Source organism: Nocardia cyriacigeorgica (assembly GCF_029868385.1).
Lineage (GTDB): Bacteria > Actinomycetota > Actinomycetes > Mycobacteriales > Mycobacteriaceae > Nocardia > Nocardia cyriacigeorgica_F.
On record NZ_JARWNX010000032.1, the window covers coordinates 1 to 18,727 of the forward strand.

The following is an 18,727-nucleotide window of genomic DNA, read 5'->3' on the forward strand; positions in this document are numbered from 1 at the left end:
GGCGCGTGGTGGTTTGCGGTGGTCGGATCGGTTGGAGGATTTCCGTACCGAGATTCTGGGTTTGGTGAAGGCTCAGGCGGTGAAGAATGCGGTGATCGTTCCGGTGGGCGCCAAGGGTGGTTTCGTGGTGAAGCAGCCACCGGCGGCCACGGGCGATCCGGGCGCTGATCGGCAGGCCATGATGGCCGAAGGTGTCGCCTGCTACCGGACCTTCATCTCCGGCCTGCTCGATGTCACCGACAATGTCGATCACGCCAGCGGCGCGGTGTTGCCACCGGCTCGGGTGGTGCGCCGCGACGCCGATGACACCTACCTGGTGGTGGCCGCCGACAAGGGCACCGCGACCTTCTCCGATATCGCCAACGATGTGGCCAAGAGCTACGGCTTCTGGCTCGGTGACGCCTTCGCCTCCGGTGGCTCGGTCGGCTACGACCACAAGGCCATGGGTATCACCGCCCGTGGCGCGTGGGAGAGTGTGAAGCGGCATTTCCAGGAGATGGGGATCGATACCCAGGCCGAGGATTTCACGGTGGTCGGTGTGGGTGATATGAGTGGTGATGTGTTCGGCAACGGCATGTTGTTGTCGGAGCACATTCGGCTGGTGGCGGCGTTCGATCATCGGCATATCTTCTTGGATCCGAATCCTGATGCGGCGTCGTCGTTCGCGGAGCGGCGGCGGATGTTCGAGTTGCCGCGTTCGTCGTGGGCTGATTACGACAAATCGCTGATCAGCGCCGGCGGCGGCGTCTACGACCGTTCCGCCAAGGCCGTCCCGGTCTCGCCGGAGGTCGGCGCTGCACTCGGCCTCGACCCGGCGGTCACCACCCTGTCGCCGCCGGAAATGATCCGCGCCATCTTGCAGGCGCCGGTCGATCTGCTGTGGAACGGCGGCATCGGCACCTACATCAAGGCGAGCACCGAATCCAATGCCGACGCCGGGGACAAATCCAACGACCTCGTGCGGGTGAATGCGAACCAGTTGCGGACCAAGGTGATCGGTGAGGGTGGCAACCTCGGCGTCACCGCGCTCGGCCGGATCGAGTTCTGCCGGACCGGCGGCCGGATGAACACCGACGCCCTCGACAACTCCGCGGGTGTGGACTGCTCCGACCATGAGGTCAATATCAAGGTCCTGCTCGACGCCCTGGTATCGAGCGGTGAACTCGACGCGAGCGAACGCAACGAACTGCTGGCCTCGATGACGGACGAAGTCGCCGAACTCGTCCTGCGCGACAATATCTCGCAGAACTTCCGGATGGGCCTGTGCCGTGCCGACGCCTCGGCACGGTCGGCCGTGCACCGCCGGTTGCTCACCGAACTCGCCACCCGGCGCGGTGTGGATCGGCGACTGGAAGCGCTGCCGAGCGATGCGGAACTGGCCCGGCGGGCCGAGGAGGGCACCGGCCTCACCTCACCCGAGCTGGCGAATGTGGTGGCTCATGTGAAGCTGTCGCTGAAGGCCGATCTGCTGGCGGGCGACCTGCCTGACAGCGCCTCGTTCGCGGCGGTGCTGCCCGCCTACTTCCCGACACCGTTGCGCACACGGTTCGAGGCGGCCATTCGCAGGCACCCGCTGCGGCGGGAGATCGTGGCCACCGTGGTCGTCAACGATCTGGTCGACTACGGCGGCATCACCTATGCCTTCCGACTGGCGGAGGAGGTCGGCGCGACCACCGACGACGCCGTGCGCGCGTTCACCGCGGCGGCCGAGATCTTCGGGTTGCGCGATATCTGGCAGCGCATCCGCACCGCACCCATCCCGTCGGCCGCCCGCGACGCACTGGAACTCGAGACCGGCCGCACGCTCGAACGGGCCTCCAGGTGGCTGCTGCTCAACCGGCCGCAGCCCATCGCCATCGGCGCGGATATCGCGCGCTACCGCGATGGCGTGACGGCGCTGGCCGCACGGGTATCGGACTGGATGCCCGGCTATCTGACCGAGGACCTGACCGCACGTTCGCGGGCCGTGGTCGCCCTCGGCGCACCGCAGGAGCTGGCCACCGAAGTATTCCGGCTGATCCACCTGTTCCCGCTGCTCGATGTCCTCGATATCGCCGATATCGCCGAACGCGACGCCGATGAGGTCGCGGTGCTCTACTTCGCGCTCAACGAGCACCTCGATATCGAACGGCTGCTGACCGCGGTCGGCAACCTCGAGCACGGTGACCGGTGGCCGACGCTGGCCCGACTGGCCGTCCGCGACGATCTCTACGAATCGCTGCGGTTGCTCACCCTCGACGTGTCGACCGCGACCGAACCCGATGACACCGTCGCGGAGAAGATCGAATACTGGGAGTCGACCAACCGATCCCGGCTGGCCCGGGCCGCGGCCGCGCTCGGCGAGATCTTCGATTCCGGTACCTACGATCTGGCGACGCTGTCGGTCGCGGCGCGTCAGGTGCGTGGAATGGTCAGCGCGGGTGGCGAGTCCAGTGTGGTGACCGCGAGCACCATGGGCTGAGCCCGTAGTTCACGATTCGATGGGCCGGTGGCGATCCTGCCACCGGCCCATCGGCGTGTGTGGGGAAGTCGGCGGGTGCGGTTACGCGCGGCGGCCACATGGTGGGGCGCACGATCTACGGCCGGACAGGGGAGTGCCGCAGATTATTCAGGCAGTGGAGCTGTTCAGGCGCCTGCCGGTGTCCCACAGTCGCCACAGAATTTGGCCGCGGCGGCGAGTTCGGCTCCGCAGTTCGAGCAATGCCGCGGCTTCTTCGTCAGCTGTTGCCCGCAGTGCATACAGAACCGGGCCGACGCCGGATTCTCCGCGGTGCAGGCCGCGCAGATCTGGTTGTCGGCGGAAGCCGCCGCGGGCAGGGCGGCCGGTGCGGGCTGCGACGGTATCGGTGGTGGGGGAGCGGGCTGCATGGGTTGCGGTGGCGCGCTCGTGTGCTGGCTGAGCGCGTTCAGCCCGAGCGCCGCACCGAGGAAGCCGGAGTCGGAACCGGTGCCGCCGTTGGCGAAACCCTGGCTCGCGCCAAGGGCCAGTTCACCGGCGGCGTACTGACGGAAGTCACCGGCCAGCCGGATATAGGTGACGTCTTTGGCGAGCCGCTTGAGCCGGTCGGCGTCCTCGGGCGCGAGGGTGATGTCGAAGTTGCCCATCCGGACGATGCGCAAGCCGTATTCGTAGAGCGTGATGTTGGTCTGGCGCAGCACGGCTGTCTCGATCGGCAGCAGATGCCCCGACAGGCCGAGCACCGGCCACTCACCACGGGAAATACCCTGCGTCACCGCGATCTTCATCGACTTGAGCAGCAGATCGGCGCACCAGGAGTTCAGGGCGGCCGGATCGGCGAGGTCAGCGGTGCCCGCGAGGCCGGTGATGAGCTGACCGGGATCGCGGACGGCGAGCGCGAATTCACCGAACACCCGCAGCGTCACCACCTGTTCGCTGACCGGGTCGACGATATCGGCCAGTCGCCCACCGAACTTGATGCCGGGGAACTCGCGCGTCGAGATGAAGAACAGCTCGGCGCGATAGAAGTTTCCACCGGAGAGCGTATCGACGAGAGCGCCGAGCACCGGGAGCTCATCGGCATCGATGCGATGGCGGCCGGGGCCCATGGTGGCGACGACATGACCGGACTTGACGAACAAGGCGGTCTGATCGGCATTGACGATCGCACGGCTGTAGCGGCGGATGTTGACATCGGGCCACTTGTAGACCAGTTGGCCTGCTGCGGTCTCCGGGACCGCGATGAATTCCCGATCGAACCAGGCCATATCCGCTCCATCCCGCGAGTGACAACAAATAGCGTACCGATTGGTATCGGTACGATCAATCGGCTATGACCTGGGCGAATGCGGTCCAGCGCGGGCAAATCCGAAAGTTCTTGGTTTCCACGATGTTACAAGGGGTAGGTACCTATTGAACGTGCCGCTATCTAGCGGTACATTATCCGCAGATATGATCGCCGCCACAGGAAAGGCCATCACCATGACCACTGTTCGACCTACCTCGGCGCCGGCGCAGTCCGCACTGCCCGAGCAGGGCGCGCCGGCGACGTCGGTCGACGCGCTGCACGCCGAGGACGCGGGGTACCACAAATCACTGCGCCCGCGTCAGTTGCAGATGATCGCCATCGGTGGCGCCATCGGCACCGGGCTGTTCCTCGGTGCGGGCAGCCGACTGGCCAGCGCCGGGCCCGGCCTGTTCATCGTCTACGCCATCTGTGGCGTGTTCGTGTTCTTCATCCTGCGGGCGCTCGGTGAGCTGGTTCTGCATCGCCCGTCCTCGGGATCGTTCGTGTCCTACGCCCGCGAGTTCTACGGTGAGAAACTCGCCTTCGCGGTGGGGTGGATGTACTTCTTCCACTGGTGTATGACCGGCATCGTAGACATCACGGCGATCGCCACTTATGTCCATTACTGGGGAGCGTTCGAAGCCATCCCGCAATGGACGATCGCCCTGGTCGCGCTGGTCCTGGTGGTCGCCATCAATATGGTGTCGGTCAAGTGGTTCGGCGAGATGGAGTTCTGGGCGGCACTGATCAAGGTGGTCGCACTGGTGACCTTCCTGATCGTCGGCACGGTGTTCCTCGCGGGCCGGTTCGACATCAAGGGCGAGACCACCGGCCCGAGCGTGATCGCCGATAACGGCGGTCTGTTCCCGACGGGTGTGCTGTCGCTGGTGCTGGTCACCACGGGTGTCGTCTTCGCCTACGCCGCGGTGGAGCTGGTCGGCACGGCCGCCGGTGAGACGGAGAACCCGGAGAAGGTGATGCCGCGCGCCATCAACTCCGTGATCGCCCGCATCGCGCTGTTCTACGTCGGTTCGCTCGTGCTGCTCGCGCTGCTGCTGCCCTACACCGCCTTCAAGTCCGGTGAGAGCCCGTTCGTCACGTTCTTCTCCAAGCTCGGTATCGACGGTGCCGGTTCGGTGATGAACCTGGTCGTGCTCACCGCCGCGTTCTCCAGCCTCAATGCCGGGCTGTACTCCACCGGCCGCATCCTGCGCTCGATGTCGATGAACGGCAGCGCGCCGACCGTGGCCGCCCGGATGTCGAAATCCGGTGTGCCCTACGTCGGCATCCTCGCCACCGGCGCGATCGCGCTGTTCGGTGTCGGTCTGAACGCGATGGTGCCGGAGAAGGCATTCGAGATCGTGATCAACGTATCGGCGCTCGGTACCATCTTCGCCTGGGCCGCGATCGTGCTGTGCCAGTTGCAGCTGTGGCGCTGGTCGAAGGAAGGCAAGGTCGAGCGTCCTTCGTTCCGGCTGATCGGTGCGCCGTACACCAGTGTCGCGACGCTGATCTTCCTGGTCGCCGTGGTCGGGTTGATGGCATTCAGTGATGACGAGGTGCAGCGTGGCGCGGTGATCGCCATGGGTGCCATCATGATCCCCGCCCTGGTCGGCGGCTGGTACCTGGCTCGTAAGCGGGTGGCGCAGCTGGCGCAGATCCGCGGCGGTCATACCGGGCAGTTCCCGGTGCTGGCCGAGCGTCCACCGCGTAAGGATGCCCGCGAAGCGGTGGTCATCCTGGAGAAGCCGGAAGACGACTGAACACCCCCGCCGCCCCGGACCCACAGTCCGGGGCGGCGGTATTCCCAATTCGGGGAACATGATCGGCGCGCGCCGGTCGCACGGCGCAGCAGAATGAGACCTCGGTTCAACGGGTTCTAGGGGTTCACATGCCGGAACAGCCCAGCACGTCCGAACAGCAACGCCCGCCCGCATGGGCCGATCGGCGTATGCGTAGTGCGGAGGTGCCCCATCGCCTCGCGCCGCACTGGTCCACCAGGCGTGTTCCCAAAGCTGAACTATCCCAACGTGTTTCCCCGCCCGCGTTGTCCCCGAACGGCCATGACGGCGATCCGGGCGGACCCGCGACGGCACCGGCCGGCCTCGGCGACTTCGATCTGGCCGAACTGGACGGGCTGGAGGCCGGATCGGGCCGCAATACCCCGTCACGACCGAGTGTGCGCCGACTCGGCGCCGGGCTCGTCGTCGTACCGCGGGTCACCGAGACCGATCCGCTCTCGGCGGTACTGGAGAATCCGGAAGTTCCCGAGCACAAACGGTTCTGTTGGAACTGTCAGGATCCGGTCGGACGCGCTACCGCCGGCGGCAAGGGCGAGGTGGCGGGCGAATGCCGTCGCTGCCGATCGCCGTTCAACTTCCGACCCGCCCTGCGGCCCGGTGAGCTGGTGGCCGACCAGTACGAGGTGCAGGGTTGCCTCGCACACGGCGGTCTCGGGTGGATCTACCTGGCGGTCGATCGCAATGTCAGCGATCGCTGGGTGGTGCTCAAGGGGTTGCAGAATCCGCTCGATTTCGAGGCGCATGTGGTCGCGCTCGCCGAACGGCAGTTCCTGTCGGAGGTGGCCTATCCGGGTGTGGTGAAGATCTTCAACTTCGTCAAGCATCGGTCGGCGCGTGAGGTGGCCGATGGATACATCGTGATGGAGTACGTGGGCGGGCATTCGCTCAAATCGATGCTCGACCGCGGCGCGCCGGATCGGATACCGGTCGCCGAGGCCATCGCCTACCTGATGGAAGTGCTGCCCGCACTGGACTATCTGCACTCCATCGGCCTGGCCTACAACGACCTCAAACCCGACAACATCATGGTCAGCGACGACGAGGTCAAACTCATCGACCTCGGCGCCGTCGCCGCGATGGAGTCCTACGGCAGCATCTACGGCACGCCCGGCTATCAGGCGCCGGAAATCCTGCGCACCGGGCCGACGGTCGAATCCGATATCTACGCGGTGGGCCGAACCTTGGCGGCGCTGCTGTTCGATCTGCCCACCGATTCGGAGGGGCACTATCTGCCCGGCGCGCCCTCACCCGCGCAACAGCCGATGTTGCGTCGCTATCCGTTCCTGCACCGGCTGCTGCTGCGCGCGACCGATCCGGACCCATTGCGCCGATTCCCCTCGGCCTATGCCATGTATTGCCAGCTCGCGGGCGTGCTGCGCATGGTGCTCGCCGCCGACACCGGTATGGAGCACCCACAGGCCTCGACCGAGTTCGGTTCCATGCGTGGCGATTTCGGTATCGATACGCTCATCGGCCAGACCGACGGCATGGTCGACGGTATGCACCGTATGCCCGCGGTCGATGCGGTCAGCGTCGTCGCGGCCCTTCCGATTCCGTTGATCGACAGTGAAGATCCGAGCGCCGAACTACTGGCCACCCTGCTGCACGGCGATCCGCGCCATATCCTCGACGTGCTCGAGCGCACCACCGAGCGGATCGGCTCGGGCACGATCAAGGCGCCGGAATCCTTCGATCTGGAAGGCCCGCTGACGGCGGTGCGCGCACATTTGGATCTCGGCGAGGTGGCCCAGGCCCGCACCCGCCTCGAGGCGCTGCGTCCGCGATTCGGGATGGACTGGCGTATCCAGTGGTATTCGGGCGTCGCCGATCTGCTCGACGGACACTACGAACGCGCCTATGAGTGTTTCGACGAGGTGCACACCGTGCTGCCCGGCGAGATCGCGCCCGCGCTCGCCCTGGCCGCCACCGCCGAACTGGTGTTGCAGCATCTCGATGATCCGGAAGAGACCGACCGCTGGCACGGCGCCGCCATGGAATATCACCGGATGGTGTGGCGCACCAACCACGGTGTGGTGAGTGCGGCGTTCGGATTGGCGCGCCGGCTCGCGGCCGATGGTGAGCTGCTCGAGGCGGTCGGCGTGCTCGACCAGGTGCCCGCGGCCTCACGCCACCACGTCGTCGCACGGATGACCGGATGCCTGCTGCTGGTATCGCGTCCGATCACCGACATCATCGCCGAAGATCTGCGCGAGGCCGCCGAACGGCTGGAATCACTGCCGGAGGAGCCGCGGACGCTGCAATTGCAGGTCATCGTGGTGGGTGCGGCGCTGGCCTGGTTGCGCGCGGGCCGCACCGATTCCGGCACCTGCACCACCATTCTGGGGTTCCCGTTCACCGAGGCGGGATTGAGTCGCGGGCTGGAAACCTGCCTGCGCGCCCTGGCCCGCACCGCACCCGATCGGTTGCATCGGTACCGGCTGGTCGACCTCGCCAACCATGTGCGGCCGCGCAGCCGCTGGTGACGGTGTCAGATACCGGTGCGACGCGCCTCCGACCGGCGTTTGACGGCGATCAGCGCAGCCGCGCCCACCAGGATCGGTAGCAGTAACAGCCACCAGCTTCCGAACACCAGCGCCAGCACGATGCCGAGCGTGACGACGCCCGCAGCCGCGATCGCGGGCACCGGGTTGCCCGGTGGCGTCAGCGGAGCCGGGTCCGGCACCGCGCCGGGCAGATCGGTGAACACCGCGGCCAGTTGCGCGGGGCCGCTCGCCGCGGCCACTGCGGCACTTCGGGTCTCGAACTCGTCCAGAGTCAGTCGTCCCGTGCCGAGATGGTGCGACAGTTCGCGCAGGGCGCGTTCGCGCTCGGTGACACTGATCCGAGGCCCCGGCGTATCGGTCATGACCGAAGAATAGGCGCGTTCTACCGCAGGCTCGTCGGCGTGAATTGCCATGGGCGGGAAGGGTGCCGAGTCGCGAGAACGTGACGGTTCCCACATCTGGGGAGAATTTAGGCTGGCACCGGCACGAACTCGCAGCATGAGGAGTCCAGGTATGTCCACCGTGATCGAGCGCACCATCCCGGCCGCATATGCCTGGGATTGGCAATTGCGCGGGTCCTGCCGCGGGGTGGAGTCGGCGGTGTTCTTCCATCCGGATGGTGAGCGCGGTCGCGCCCGCGCCGCCCGGGTTCAGCGCGCCAAACAGATCTGTGACAGCTGTCCGGTGCTGGCTCAGTGCCGCAACTACGCGCTGGCGGTGAGCGAGCCCTACGGCATCTGGGGCGGTATGTCCGAAGACGAGCGAAGGGCCGCCGCCCGCCGAGGTCCCTGGAGCCATCGCGGAGCATGATCGGGCCAGGTCACGGACTCGCCGTGACCGAGCACGACCGCTCGACCACATCGAATGTGGTTTCCTTGAGATATGGCTGGGCGTGTGGAGTACACGATCGATGAGCTTGCTCGCGAGGCCGGCACAACAGTGCGTAGCCTGCGGGTCTACCACGACCGCGGGGTATTGCCGCCGCCGCAGGTCAAGGGTCGCACCGGATTCTATGGCCCCGAGCACCTGAACCGGGTCCGTACCATCAGTCGACTGCTCGACCGCGGCATCAAACTCAACGGTATTCGGGAGCTGCTCGAAGCATGGGATCGCGGTGACGATCTCGGCGACGTGCTCGGTGTCTCGGAGGAATCCGTCGAACCCGCGGTGGATGCCGCGGCCGAGGAGACCATTCCGGCGACCGAATTGGCGCAGCGCTACCGCGCCGTTTCCAATGGCTTGACGCGCGTGGTGGCGGCTGGTCTCTACGAGCCTGTCGATGCCACCACCTATCGGCCCGCCGATCGCCGACTGATCGACGTCATCGATGAGATGGAAGCGGCCGGAATCCCCGCCGACGAGGTATTGACCGAGGTGGAGCGGGCCCGCACCGACGCCGACCGCATCGCCCGTCGTTTCGTCGAGCTGTTCCATCGCACGGCCTGGCAGACCTATCAGCGGTCGGCGCGGTCCGCGGCTGATCGCGCCACACTCACCGAGAGTCTCGGCGTGACGAGGGCCGTGCCCGGCCGGGTGATGGGGGAGTTGGTCGACCGTTTCGTCGCTCGCTATCTCGATGAGGACGCCGAACTGGGCGAGTTGTCGACCGACTCCTGAACGTTCCGAATTCCCACTGCTGGACATTCGTCGCGCATTAATGTGCCGCTATATAGCGGTACATTAATTAACGACAACGATAGTCCGGTCCACCCCGTCCGAACCCGGTGGATCAGTGCGGAACGGAGTGATGGCGATGCGTGTGTTCACAGGAACCCATCGGACGCCGAAATGGCTGGCAGGTGTCGCGTTCACCGCGGCCCTCGCCCTCGGCCCGGCGGCCGTCGCGAGCCTCGCGGCAGCGTCTCCCGCTCCCACCCCGGTCGCCACCCACGGCGTAAGCGTGGCCCACGAGGCAGGCGGCGTGGTCTTGGTCAGCGATACCGGGTTCGGCGGCGGCTTCGGTGACGGCGGTGCCGGTGGTTTCGGCGACGGCGGTGTGGGCGGCGGCTTCGGTGACGGCGGAATCGGCGGCGGCTTCGGCGACGGCGGAGCGGGCGACGGGAACAGCGCCGGTGACGGTGGTTTCGGTGGTGGTGCGCCGGATGTCGGCCTGCCCACCGACGGCCTACCGGGCCTCGGCGACGGCGATTCCGGTATCGGAACCCTGCCGGGCGCCGGGGACACACCGCATATCCCCGCGCCATCGAACACTCATCCCGATCCCGGACAACCGGCGCCCGCCGATCCGGTCCAACCCCAGGATCCGAACCTGGGCTGGCAGCCCGACCGCTGGCCCTTCCCGGATCCGGGCTACCCGTTCAGCCCGTTCTTCCCGCAGTCGCCCACGCCCGAAACCCATGACGACTTCGATCCGCCCTGCGCGCCCGGTCAGCAAGGCGCGCATTGCGATAGCGGTCTGCTCGACGGCAGGCCCGGACCCTCGCCGGTCCCGTCTCCGCATGTTCCGGCGCCCCACAGCGGGTTGCCTTTCGGGCTGAGTCTGCCCAGCGGGAGCGCGGGCATCTGACCAGGTAGGACATGACGGGCCGGTGGCGGTGCTCGCCATCGGCCCATCACGGTTCTACCTAGGTAGCCGGCGCCGGGCTACCGATGCGCATGGTCGCGATCCAGCGCCACAATGCACACTGTCGCACGGGTAGGGACAGTGAGGTTTGCCTGAGATGGGAAGCGTGACGTTATGGATGCAGATATCGCTCGACGGTTTCGCCGAAGGTCCCGATGAGCAGGTGCACTGGCCGATAGTGGACGAGGAACTGTGCGCCGCGTTCCTCGACGACCTGCACCGGGCCGATATGTTCCTCTACGGCCGCAAGACCTACGAGATCATGGCGAGGTTCTGGCCGACGGCGGACGCGGCGCCGGGGATCTCCCAGTTCTATCTCGACTTCGCGCGCTGCTGGAAGCAGAAACCGAAGCTGGTGTTCTCCCGCAGCCTGCGGTACGCGGAATGGAACACCACCGTGGTCGATGACCGGATGATCGAACGCGTCGCGCAATTGCGCAACCATTCCGGGCGCGATCTGATCATGTTCGGTGGCGCGGAGACCGCGGCGGCATTGATCAGGCACGATCTGATCGATCAGTACCGATTGTTCGTACATCCGGTGCTGCTCGGAGGCGGGGCCCGCCTGTTCCGGTCCGACGCCGATACCGCCGGGCTCGAACTGGTCGACGTCATGCGATTCGACAGCGCCGTGGTCGGTATGCACTATCGGCAGGCCGCGCGGGCCGCGAGCAGCAGCCCGATCCGCGCCGCCGGCTGAACTCCAGCGCACATATCTGCGCGGCCGGATCGGTGATCGTCTAACTTCACTCGATATGGTCGAGGTATCGGGAGCGGATGGCGGATTCGTCGATTCCGGCCGTCCACTCGCCGGTACCAGCGAGTTCGTCGGCCGGATCGCCGAATTGCGGCGATTGGACACCCTCATCGCCGGGGGCGCCCGGTTGATCACCCTGGTGGGCCCCGGCGGTATCGGCAAGACTCGGCTCGCCGCCGAGGCATTGCGCCGAATGGAACACCATCAGCGCAACCATGTGCATTGGGCCCGATTGGCCGAGCTCGAACGGGACGCAGTGGGCGCAGACGAGGCCGTGGTCCAATCCATCGTGCGCACCAGTACGGTCGGTGCGTCCGAGACCGCGACCGGTCGCCGGATCCTGGTGCTGGACAATTGCGAGCATGTCCTGCCCACCGTGGCGCGGGTGGTCACCGAACTGCTCCCGGCCGCGCCCGATCTGACCGTTCTCGCCACGAGCCGCGAACCCATCGGATGGATCGACGAGTACGTCGTCGTCGTCGCGCCGCTCTCGCCCGCGCAATCGCTCACGCTGTTGCGGCAACGGTCCGAACTGACCGGCCGGCCGATCCTCGACGATCCGGCGCAGATCGATATCGCCGAGCGGATCTGCCGCCATGTCGACCACAGCCCGCTGTTCGTCCGACTGGCGGCCGCGCGGTTACGTCACCAGCCGCCCGCCATGGTGCTGCGCGAACTGACCGGCGATACCGATGACAAGCGGATGCGCTGGTCGCACGGCGCGCGGGCGGGCGCCGACAAACGTCATCGGGGCGTGTACGACGTCATCGAATGGTCGTACCGGCTGTGCACCGCGGGGGAGCAGGTGCTGCTGGAGCGGTTGTCGGTCTTCGCCGCGGGTTATGACACTCATCGGGAACACGCGGTCCGCAATGGCATCGAACTGGCCGACGTCGTCGCGGTCTGCGCGGGCGGCGCACTGTCGGCGGCCGATGTCGAGTATCTGATCGAGCGGCTCGCCGAACGATCGCTGGTATCCACGCATGTCACCGAGACCTCGGTGCGCTGGTACCTCGTCGAGAGCGTGAAGGTCTTCGCCCGCCACCGGCTACAGGTCCGGGGCGCGGCCGAATCCGACCGGATGACCGATCGGCACCGCCGGTACTACCGCGACCGGGTCGTGGCCTGGCAGGTCGACTGGTTCGGCCCGCGTGAACAGGCATGGTTGGACTGGGTGCTTTCGGCGTGGGACAACATCGTCATCGGGATCGAGGCCGGACTCGGCGATCCGGCGACCGCGCACACCGGCCTCGACACCGCGGCCGTTCTGCTCGCGGCGTGGGTTCCGTCCATGAGCGGCGACGGCGATGCGATCACCTGGGTGACCGAACGGGCGCTCGAGGCCACCCGAGCGTCGAGCGGAGACGCCGCCGAACCGAGAATGCGCGCCGCGGCGATGCTCGCCTGGAACGCCGTATGGCAAGGCGACAGTGACCGCGCGGCGCGACTACTCGACGACTGCGTCGCCTGCTGCGCGGACCTCACGGCGAATTCCGCGTGGCGCGAGAACTCCTCGGTCGATATCGGGCTACCCGCCCACGTCGAATGGACATGGGGCCTCGAGCTGACGCTGGTGCACCGGGACAGCCGGGCCATCACGGTGCTGGACCGCGCACACCGCAAGTTCGTCGAGTCCGGTGATCGGATCGGGCGCGAGGGTAGCGACCTGTTTCGCGCCATGGCCTGCGCATTCCTCGGCGACCGTGACACCGCGCTGCGGGCAAGCCGCGACTACCTCGATCGCGCACTGCCGACGGGCTCTCCCTCGGCCAACGTATGGGCCAGAATCCTGCGTGCCGTGGCGCTCGCCGCACATGGCGACGCCGCGGAAGCCGTGGCCATCACCGATCGACTGCTCGCCGAACTGAGGCAGTACGACGATATGTGGATCACCAACTGGGCGGAGACCGCCCGGATCGTTGCCCTGGCGCGACAGCTGGCCGAGCGAAGGCCCGGCGATGGCGGTCATATCGCACACAATGCGGTCGCGGCCGAAATCCTCACCCTCGTCACCGGCCTGGAACAGGCCGATCCGAGCGCGGGCGTCCGCATCGGCGCGATACCGCTGGTGGCGGCCGAAACGCGGCGGGCGGTGCAGGTAGCGCGCCGGTTCGTCGATGGTCGGGCTGTCGGCGGGCGCGATGTGTCCGGGCCGGTCGGCGCGTCCCGCGCACCGGACTGGGACAGTCTGTCACCGGCCGAGCGCGAGATCGCGGTCCTCGCCGCGGCGGGTTGGTCCAACAGCGCGATCGCGGCGCGGCGCGGAAGCTCGACGCGCACTGTCGACGCCCAGGTGGCCAGCATTCGCCAGAAGCTGGCGGTCGCCTCACGCCGGGAGATCGTCGCGCACGTTCCCGGCGACCTCGCCGAGCGGATCGAGCTGGAAGCGCGGAACTGGGCCGAGCGCCGTAGACGGTGAAAAACCCGCTGCCACGTCTCGGTAGACGTGGCAGCGGGCTGATGGCGAGTTCCGCTCGTGGGTGGTGAGCGGGTCGACGGGCCGGAGGGGGATTAGTCCGGGCCGCACTCGCCGTGGCAGCGGCTGCTGTAGCCGGGCTTGTTGTCGGAATCGGTGGTGCTGGAGGAGTTGCGCAGGCCGTTGTTGTAGCCCTTGCCGTAGCCGCGGCCCTGTCCGTAGCCCCGGGTCTGGCCGTAGCCGCGACCGTCGCCGTAGCCGGACCCGCGACTGCCCTCACCGTTGCTGCTGCCATGGCTGTCGCCGCGGTTGGTGGAGACCTTCTCCGCCGCGCCGCCGGGCAGGGCAGAGGCGATCTGCGGCGCCACGGCGGCGGGCACGAGGGCCAGGGCACCGGCGAGCGCGGTGGTGGCCAAGATCTTGCGGACCGTACCGCGGTAGGAGGTGCTGCTCATGGACTGCTCCGTTCGTTGTGCCAGTGCCCGCATCGGGTCGGCAGGTGGGCCCCGGCTCAGCCTGACCCATCTAATGTGTCGTTATATAGCGGTACGATACTCGATGTGACGATGGTTGCCGAACCGCTATTCTCGGCACTGGGAAGGGGTCGTGGGCGACCGTCGAGTGAATGACGACACCGCGGCGCTTCCCGAACGGCAGCAGACCTGCGGGGCGATGGGGGTTCTCGCGCACGCCGCCGCCCCGGTCGGCGGTCGCGCCGTCGGGTGGTCGCAATAGGCCGTCGGGTGGTCGCAATAGAAGGGCTCGCGATGATCCGTGCCAGTGCCAGTGCCAGTGCCAGTGTCTGAGCGCGGCGCAGCATCATGGCAACGCCGCAGTGAGGCCGGTTCGATATGGTCTATCGGTAGCGGACCGACTGCCGGACCGGGGCGCCTAACTTGCCGCGGCGGCCAATTCCGGCGGTGTGTGACCTCGCGCCGAGCGTGCGGCGCGCACGGCAGCGGCGGCGAGCATCGGCAGACGCGCGTCGCCCAACGACATGGCGTGATTGCCCAGATGGTTGGTGACGAAGGCGATGGAAAGGCCGAGTCCGGGCATGGCCATGGCGCCCGAGCCGCCGATGCCGTAGTGGCCGAGGGCATGCCTGGTCAGGGTGGCCCCCACGATGCCGCGGTGATAACCGAGCGCATGATGCGGTGGCGCGCCGAGAACGTAGTCGAAGCGGCTGTTGGCGGGCATCCGGGCGATCATCCGGGTGGTCTCCGGCTTCAGCAATCGCCGGTGCCCGATCCGCCCGTCGTTGGCGATCGCGCCGTACATCGCGGCCAGCGCGCGGGCACTGAACACGCCGTTCCAGCCGGGCATCATGGCGCTGTAGGGGCGCTCGCCCTGACTCATCTCGGCCCAGCCGTCGTAGACCACACCGCGTAGCGCGCTCAGCGGCCGGACCGAACCGGTCAACGCGGCGAGTCGATCCAGCGGCACTCGGGCCACATGCAATCGCGGCGACAACGGAGCGATCCGCTGCCGGTGATATTCGGGAACACCGAACCAGAGATCGTCCTGCCCCAGCGGTTCGGCCAGTTCCGCGCGCACCAGTTCGGGGAATGGTCGGTCGGTCGCGCGCTGGGCGATCTCGGCGACCAGCGTGCCGAAGGTCAGCCCGTGATAGCCGGATGCGCGCAACCGCCGGGGATCGGGTGCGGCGGCGGCGAGCGCGGCGGCGAGGGCATCGTGGTCGAGCATGTCGGCCGGATCATCGAGCAGACCGCGGGTGCGCTGGAGTCCGGCGCGATGGTTGAGGACCTCGCGGACGGTGATGTCGCCTTTGCCATTGGCGGCGAACTCGGGCCAGTAGGTGGCGACCGGCTCGTCCAGGGCGAGGATGCCGCGTTCGATCAGGCGATGCGCCACCGTCGCGGTGACGCCCTTACCGGTCGAATACGCCAGGGCCATGGTGTCGCGGCGCCAGCGGCGTCGCGCATCGGCCCAGCCACCCCAGATGTCGAGCACCGGCTCACCGTGCAGGTAAATCGCCAGTGCGGCGCCGCCGTTGCCGCGGCGACGGAACATCGCGAAGAACTTCGTCGCCACCGGGGTGAAGCGGTCGTCGATGAGCATGGGGGAGGCGGGCGGGACAGTGTCCTCGGCCCGCGCGCCATCGGTGCCGGCAGCTGGCATGGTCAGACTCCTTTGTCTGCGTATTCGCCCGGCCGTTTGCTCCCTGCTAGCAGTTGCAAGCGGCCCGCTGCCTCCGAATGTAACCCGTTTCATTACGTCGGGCAATGATCTTCGGAGCCGACTACGACCTCGGCCAGGTCCAGTCCGCCACCACGGGGATGTCCTCGCCGTGCTCCCTGGTCCAGGCCCGCGCCCGCAGACGCGCGTCCTGCATCTCCTGACGCAGTCCACCGGCCTTGTCACGCAGTGCGGGCACACGGTCGATCACATCGGTCACCAGGTGATAGCGGTCCATATCGTTGAGCATCACCATGTCGAACGGCGTGGTCGTGGTGCCGCGCTCCTGGTATCCGCGCACGTGCAGACCGTCGTGGTTGGTGCGCCGGTAGGTGAGTCGATGGATCAGCCACGGGTAGCCGTGGAAGGCGAAGATCACTGGGCGATCACGGGTGAAGAGGGTGTCGAATTCGGAATCGGGGAGCCCGTGTGGATGGTCGGTGTTCGGTAGCAACCGCATGAGGTCGACCACGTTGATCACCCGCACCCGCAGTTCGGGGAGACGATCGCGCAGGATGGCCGCGGCGGCCAGGGTCTCGAGTGTCGGCACGTCGCCCGCGCAGGCGAGCACCACATCGGGCTCGGTGCCGAGATCGTCGCGGTTTCCGGCCCACTCCCAGATACCGATACCGCGCGCGCAATGCAATGCGGCCGCCTCGACCGACAGCCAATCGGCCTGCGGCTGTTTACCGGCCACCACCACGTTCACGTAATGGCGTGACCGCAGACAGTGGTCGAACGTCGACAGCAGGGTGTTGGCGTCCGGTGGCAGATACACCCGCACGATCTCGGGTTTCTTGTTCAGCACCACATCGAGGAATCCGGGGTCTTGATGGGTGAATCCGTTGTGATCCTGGCGCCACACATGGGAGGAGAGCAGATAGTTCAGACTCGGAATCGGCTGTCGCCAGGGCACCGCGGCACTCGCGTCGAGCCATTTGGCGTGCTGATTGAACATGGCGTCCACGATGTGCACGAACGCCTCGTAGCAGGTGAAGACCCCATGCCTGCCGGTGAGCAGATAGCCCTCCAGCAGGCCCTGACACATATGCTCGGACAGCACCTCGATCACCCGCCCGGCGCGGTCGAGATCGACATCGAATTCGCCGATCTCGGCCTGCCAGTTCCGCCCGGTGACCTCGAGAATGTCCTGTAATCGATTGCTGGCCAGCTCATCCGGGGCGAAGGTCAGGAAGTTGTGCGGATTGCGCGCTGTCACCTCGCGCAGCCAGCGCCCGAGAACTCGGGTGGCCTCGTGATGACCGGCGCCGGGAGCGGTCACCTCGACGCCGAACTCCCGCCAGTCCGGCAGCCGCAGATCGCGCACCAGCGTCCCGCCGTTGCTCACCGGGTTCGCGCTCATCCGCCGATCACCCGACGGCACCAGCCCCATCAACTCCGAGACCGGCGCCCCGGATTCATCGAACAGCTCACCGGGCCGGTAGGACCGCAGCCACAGTTCGAGTACCGCGCGATGGTCATCGTCGGTGCGCGCTCCGGGTAGGGGCACCTGATGCGCGCGGAAGGTGCCCTCCACCTGCTCACCGTCCACCAGCGGCGGACAGGTCCAGCCCTTGGGGGTGCGCAGCACGATCATCGGCCAGTGCGGACGCGCACCGTCGCCACCGCCCCTGGCCGCCCGCTGGATCTGCGCGATCCGCTCCAATGCGGTGTCCATCGCCTCGGCCATGGCCTGATGCACCCGCGCCGGATCCCGGCCGGACACCACCAGCGGCTCGTACCCGTAGCCGCGCAGCAGCGAGATCAGCTCGGACTCCGGTATCCGGGCCAGAATCGTCGGGTTGGCGATCTTGTATTCGTTGAGCGCAAGGATCGGCAGCACCGCACCGTCGCGGGCCGGGTTGAGGAACTTGTTCGCATGCCAGCTGCCGGCCAGCGGTCCGGTCTCGGCTTCACCGTCACCGATCACGCAGAACACCGTGAGATCCGGATTGTCCAGGGCCGCACCGAAGGCGTGCAGCAGCGAATAGCCCAGTTCGCCGCCCTCGTGAAAGGAGCCGGGTGTCTCCGGCGCGCAATGGCTCGGCACCCCACCGGGAAAGGAGAACTGTGCGAACAGGGCGGCCATGCCACCCAGATCACGCGGAACGTGGCCGTAGAGCTCGGAATAGGTGCCCTCGAGCCAGGCGCAGGCATTCGGTCCCGGACCGCCGTGGCCGGGACCCGCGACGAACACGGCGCTCAGATCGCGGGCCAGAATCGCTCGATTGGCGTGCACCCACACCAGATTCAGCCCTGGCACCGTGCCGAAATGGCCGAGCAGCCGCGGTTTGATGTGTTCGGCGCGCAGCGGTTCACGTAGGAGCGGATTGGCCATCAGATAGATCTGGCCCACCGAGAGATAGTTCGCGGCGCGCCACCACGCGTCGACGGCCTCGAGTTCCTCGGTATCGAGCGGGCCGGGGGCGTCGATGAGGTGGTACGGGCGTGGTGCGACCGAGATGCCGCCGCCACCACCGATATTGTCGGCCGAGGTGTCCTCGGCAGCGGGATCACCGTCGGAGTCGGCAGGGTGTGCCATGGGCGACTCTCCTCACGTTCGTGCCACGCACCGGATGGAGATTCCCCGTCAGGTTACCGGCCACATCCACCGTCGGCCCGCACTCCGGATGTAGTTCAGGTCTCGGTGCGAGCGCGCGGGGGTGTCGGTGTCCTGCTGCTGTCGCCGTCCCGCTGTCGGTGGGCTGGGGCGGACCGCGAG

General features: G+C 67.2%; 13 protein-coding genes. 8 read left to right on the forward strand and 5 right to left on the reverse strand.

Features of this window, described 5'->3' with window-relative positions; all coding sequences use genetic code 11:
• The coding region (locus QH168_RS07050; protein ID WP_280233679.1) for an NAD-glutamate dehydrogenase domain-containing protein at positions 1–2,461 on the forward strand (2,461 nt) is incomplete at its 5' end.
• A 164-nt stretch (positions 2,462–2,625) separates the two neighbouring features.
• On the opposite strand, the gene QH168_RS07055 is transcribed toward QH168_RS07050, so the two are convergent.
• Positions 2,626–3,726 carry an SPFH domain-containing protein gene (locus QH168_RS07055; protein ID WP_280233680.1) on the reverse strand — a complete coding sequence of 367 codons (1,101 nt, stop codon included), beginning with the start codon at positions 3,724–3,726 and terminating at the stop codon, positions 2,626–2,628.
• Positions 3,727–3,940: 214 nt separating this feature from the next.
• Here QH168_RS07055 and QH168_RS07060 point away from each other — a divergent pair, with 214 nt between their 5' ends.
• Together QH168_RS07060 and QH168_RS07065 are read left to right on the forward strand one after the other, a co-directional pair.
• A complete protein-coding gene (locus QH168_RS07060) occupies positions 3,941–5,509 on the forward strand; it encodes an amino acid permease (RefSeq protein WP_280233681.1) in 1,569 nt (522 codons plus the stop codon).
• A gap of 128 nt (positions 5,510–5,637) precedes the next feature.
• Complete coding sequence (locus tag QH168_RS07065) at positions 5,638–8,031, forward strand: serine/threonine-protein kinase (protein WP_280233682.1); 2,394 nt, start codon at positions 5,638–5,640, stop codon at positions 8,029–8,031.
• A gap of 5 nt (positions 8,032–8,036) precedes the next feature.
• Here the strand turns inward: QH168_RS07065 and QH168_RS07070 are convergent, their stop codons facing one another.
• The gene (locus QH168_RS07070) at positions 8,037–8,414 is read right to left on the reverse strand and encodes a DUF1707 domain-containing protein (protein ID WP_280233684.1); all 378 of its coding nucleotides are present in this window, start codon (positions 8,412–8,414) and stop codon (positions 8,037–8,039) included.
• A gap of 151 nt (positions 8,415–8,565) precedes the next feature.
• On the opposite strand from QH168_RS07070, the gene QH168_RS07075 reads away from it, so the two are divergent.
• From QH168_RS07075 to QH168_RS07095, 5 genes are all read left to right on the forward strand, one after another.
• Positions 8,566–8,862, forward strand: coding sequence for a WhiB family transcriptional regulator (locus QH168_RS07075; protein WP_280233685.1), 297 nt, complete (start codon positions 8,566–8,568; stop codon positions 8,860–8,862).
• Between the two features lie 72 nt (positions 8,863–8,934).
• Positions 8,935–9,669, forward strand: coding sequence for a MerR family transcriptional regulator (locus QH168_RS07080; protein WP_280233687.1), 735 nt, complete (start codon positions 8,935–8,937; stop codon positions 9,667–9,669).
• Positions 9,670–9,805: 136 nt separating this feature from the next.
• Positions 9,806–10,579 carry a hypothetical protein gene (locus QH168_RS07085; protein WP_280233688.1) on the forward strand — a complete coding sequence of 258 codons (774 nt, stop codon included), beginning with the start codon at positions 9,806–9,808 and terminating at the stop codon, positions 10,577–10,579.
• A 154-nt stretch (positions 10,580–10,733) separates the two neighbouring features.
• Positions 10,734–11,336, forward strand: a complete 603-nt coding sequence (locus QH168_RS07090) for a dihydrofolate reductase family protein (RefSeq protein WP_280233689.1) — start codon at positions 10,734–10,736, stop codon at positions 11,334–11,336.
• A 55-nt stretch (positions 11,337–11,391) separates the two neighbouring features.
• Positions 11,392–13,812 carry an ATP-binding protein gene (locus QH168_RS07095; protein WP_280233690.1) on the forward strand — a complete coding sequence of 807 codons (2,421 nt, stop codon included), beginning with the start codon at positions 11,392–11,394 and terminating at the stop codon, positions 13,810–13,812.
• A gap of 92 nt (positions 13,813–13,904) precedes the next feature.
• On the opposite strand, the gene QH168_RS07100 is transcribed toward QH168_RS07095, so the two are convergent.
• From QH168_RS07100 to QH168_RS07110, 3 genes are all read right to left on the reverse strand, one after another.
• Positions 13,905–14,264, reverse strand: a complete 360-nt coding sequence (locus QH168_RS07100) for a hypothetical protein (protein ID WP_280233691.1) — start codon at positions 14,262–14,264, stop codon at positions 13,905–13,907.
• Positions 14,265–14,700: 436 nt separating this feature from the next.
• The gene (locus QH168_RS07105; protein ID WP_280233693.1) at positions 14,701–15,948 is read right to left on the reverse strand and encodes a serine hydrolase domain-containing protein; all 1,248 of its coding nucleotides are present in this window, start codon (positions 15,946–15,948) and stop codon (positions 14,701–14,703) included.
• 121 nt (positions 15,949–16,069) lie between these two features.
• Positions 16,070–18,547, reverse strand: coding sequence for a phosphoketolase family protein (locus QH168_RS07110; RefSeq protein WP_280233694.1), 2,478 nt, complete (start codon positions 18,545–18,547; stop codon positions 16,070–16,072).
• Between the last annotated feature and the right edge of the window lie 180 nt (positions 18,548–18,727).

Excerpts from the sequence above, each read along its gene's own strand:
- QH168_RS07055 (WP_280233680.1), bottom strand. The coding sequence starts at position 3,726 with ATGGCCTGGTTCGATCGGGAATTCATCGCGGTCCCGGAGACCGCAGCA.
- QH168_RS07060 (WP_280233681.1), top strand. The coding sequence starts at position 3,941 with ATGACCACTGTTCGACCTACCTCGGCGCCGGCGCAGTCCGCACTGCCC.
- QH168_RS07065 (WP_280233682.1), top strand. The coding sequence starts at position 5,638 with ATGCCGGAACAGCCCAGCACGTCCGAACAGCAACGCCCGCCCGCATGG.
- QH168_RS07070 (WP_280233684.1), bottom strand. The coding sequence starts at position 8,414 with ATGACCGATACGCCGGGGCCTCGGATCAGTGTCACCGAGCGCGAACGC.
- QH168_RS07075 (WP_280233685.1), top strand. The coding sequence starts at position 8,566 with ATGTCCACCGTGATCGAGCGCACCATCCCGGCCGCATATGCCTGGGAT.
- QH168_RS07080 (WP_280233687.1), top strand. The coding sequence starts at position 8,935 with ATGGCTGGGCGTGTGGAGTACACGATCGATGAGCTTGCTCGCGAGGCC.
- QH168_RS07085 (WP_280233688.1), top strand. The coding sequence starts at position 9,806 with ATGCGTGTGTTCACAGGAACCCATCGGACGCCGAAATGGCTGGCAGGT.
- QH168_RS07090 (WP_280233689.1), top strand. The coding sequence starts at position 10,734 with ATGGGAAGCGTGACGTTATGGATGCAGATATCGCTCGACGGTTTCGCC.
- QH168_RS07095 (WP_280233690.1), top strand. The coding sequence starts at position 11,392 with ATGGTCGAGGTATCGGGAGCGGATGGCGGATTCGTCGATTCCGGCCGT.
- QH168_RS07100 (WP_280233691.1), bottom strand. The coding sequence starts at position 14,264 with ATGAGCAGCACCTCCTACCGCGGTACGGTCCGCAAGATCTTGGCCACC.
- QH168_RS07105 (WP_280233693.1), bottom strand. The coding sequence starts at position 15,948 with ATGCCAGCTGCCGGCACCGATGGCGCGCGGGCCGAGGACACTGTCCCG.
- QH168_RS07110 (WP_280233694.1), bottom strand. The coding sequence starts at position 18,547 with ATGGCACACCCTGCCGACTCCGACGGTGATCCCGCTGCCGAGGACACC.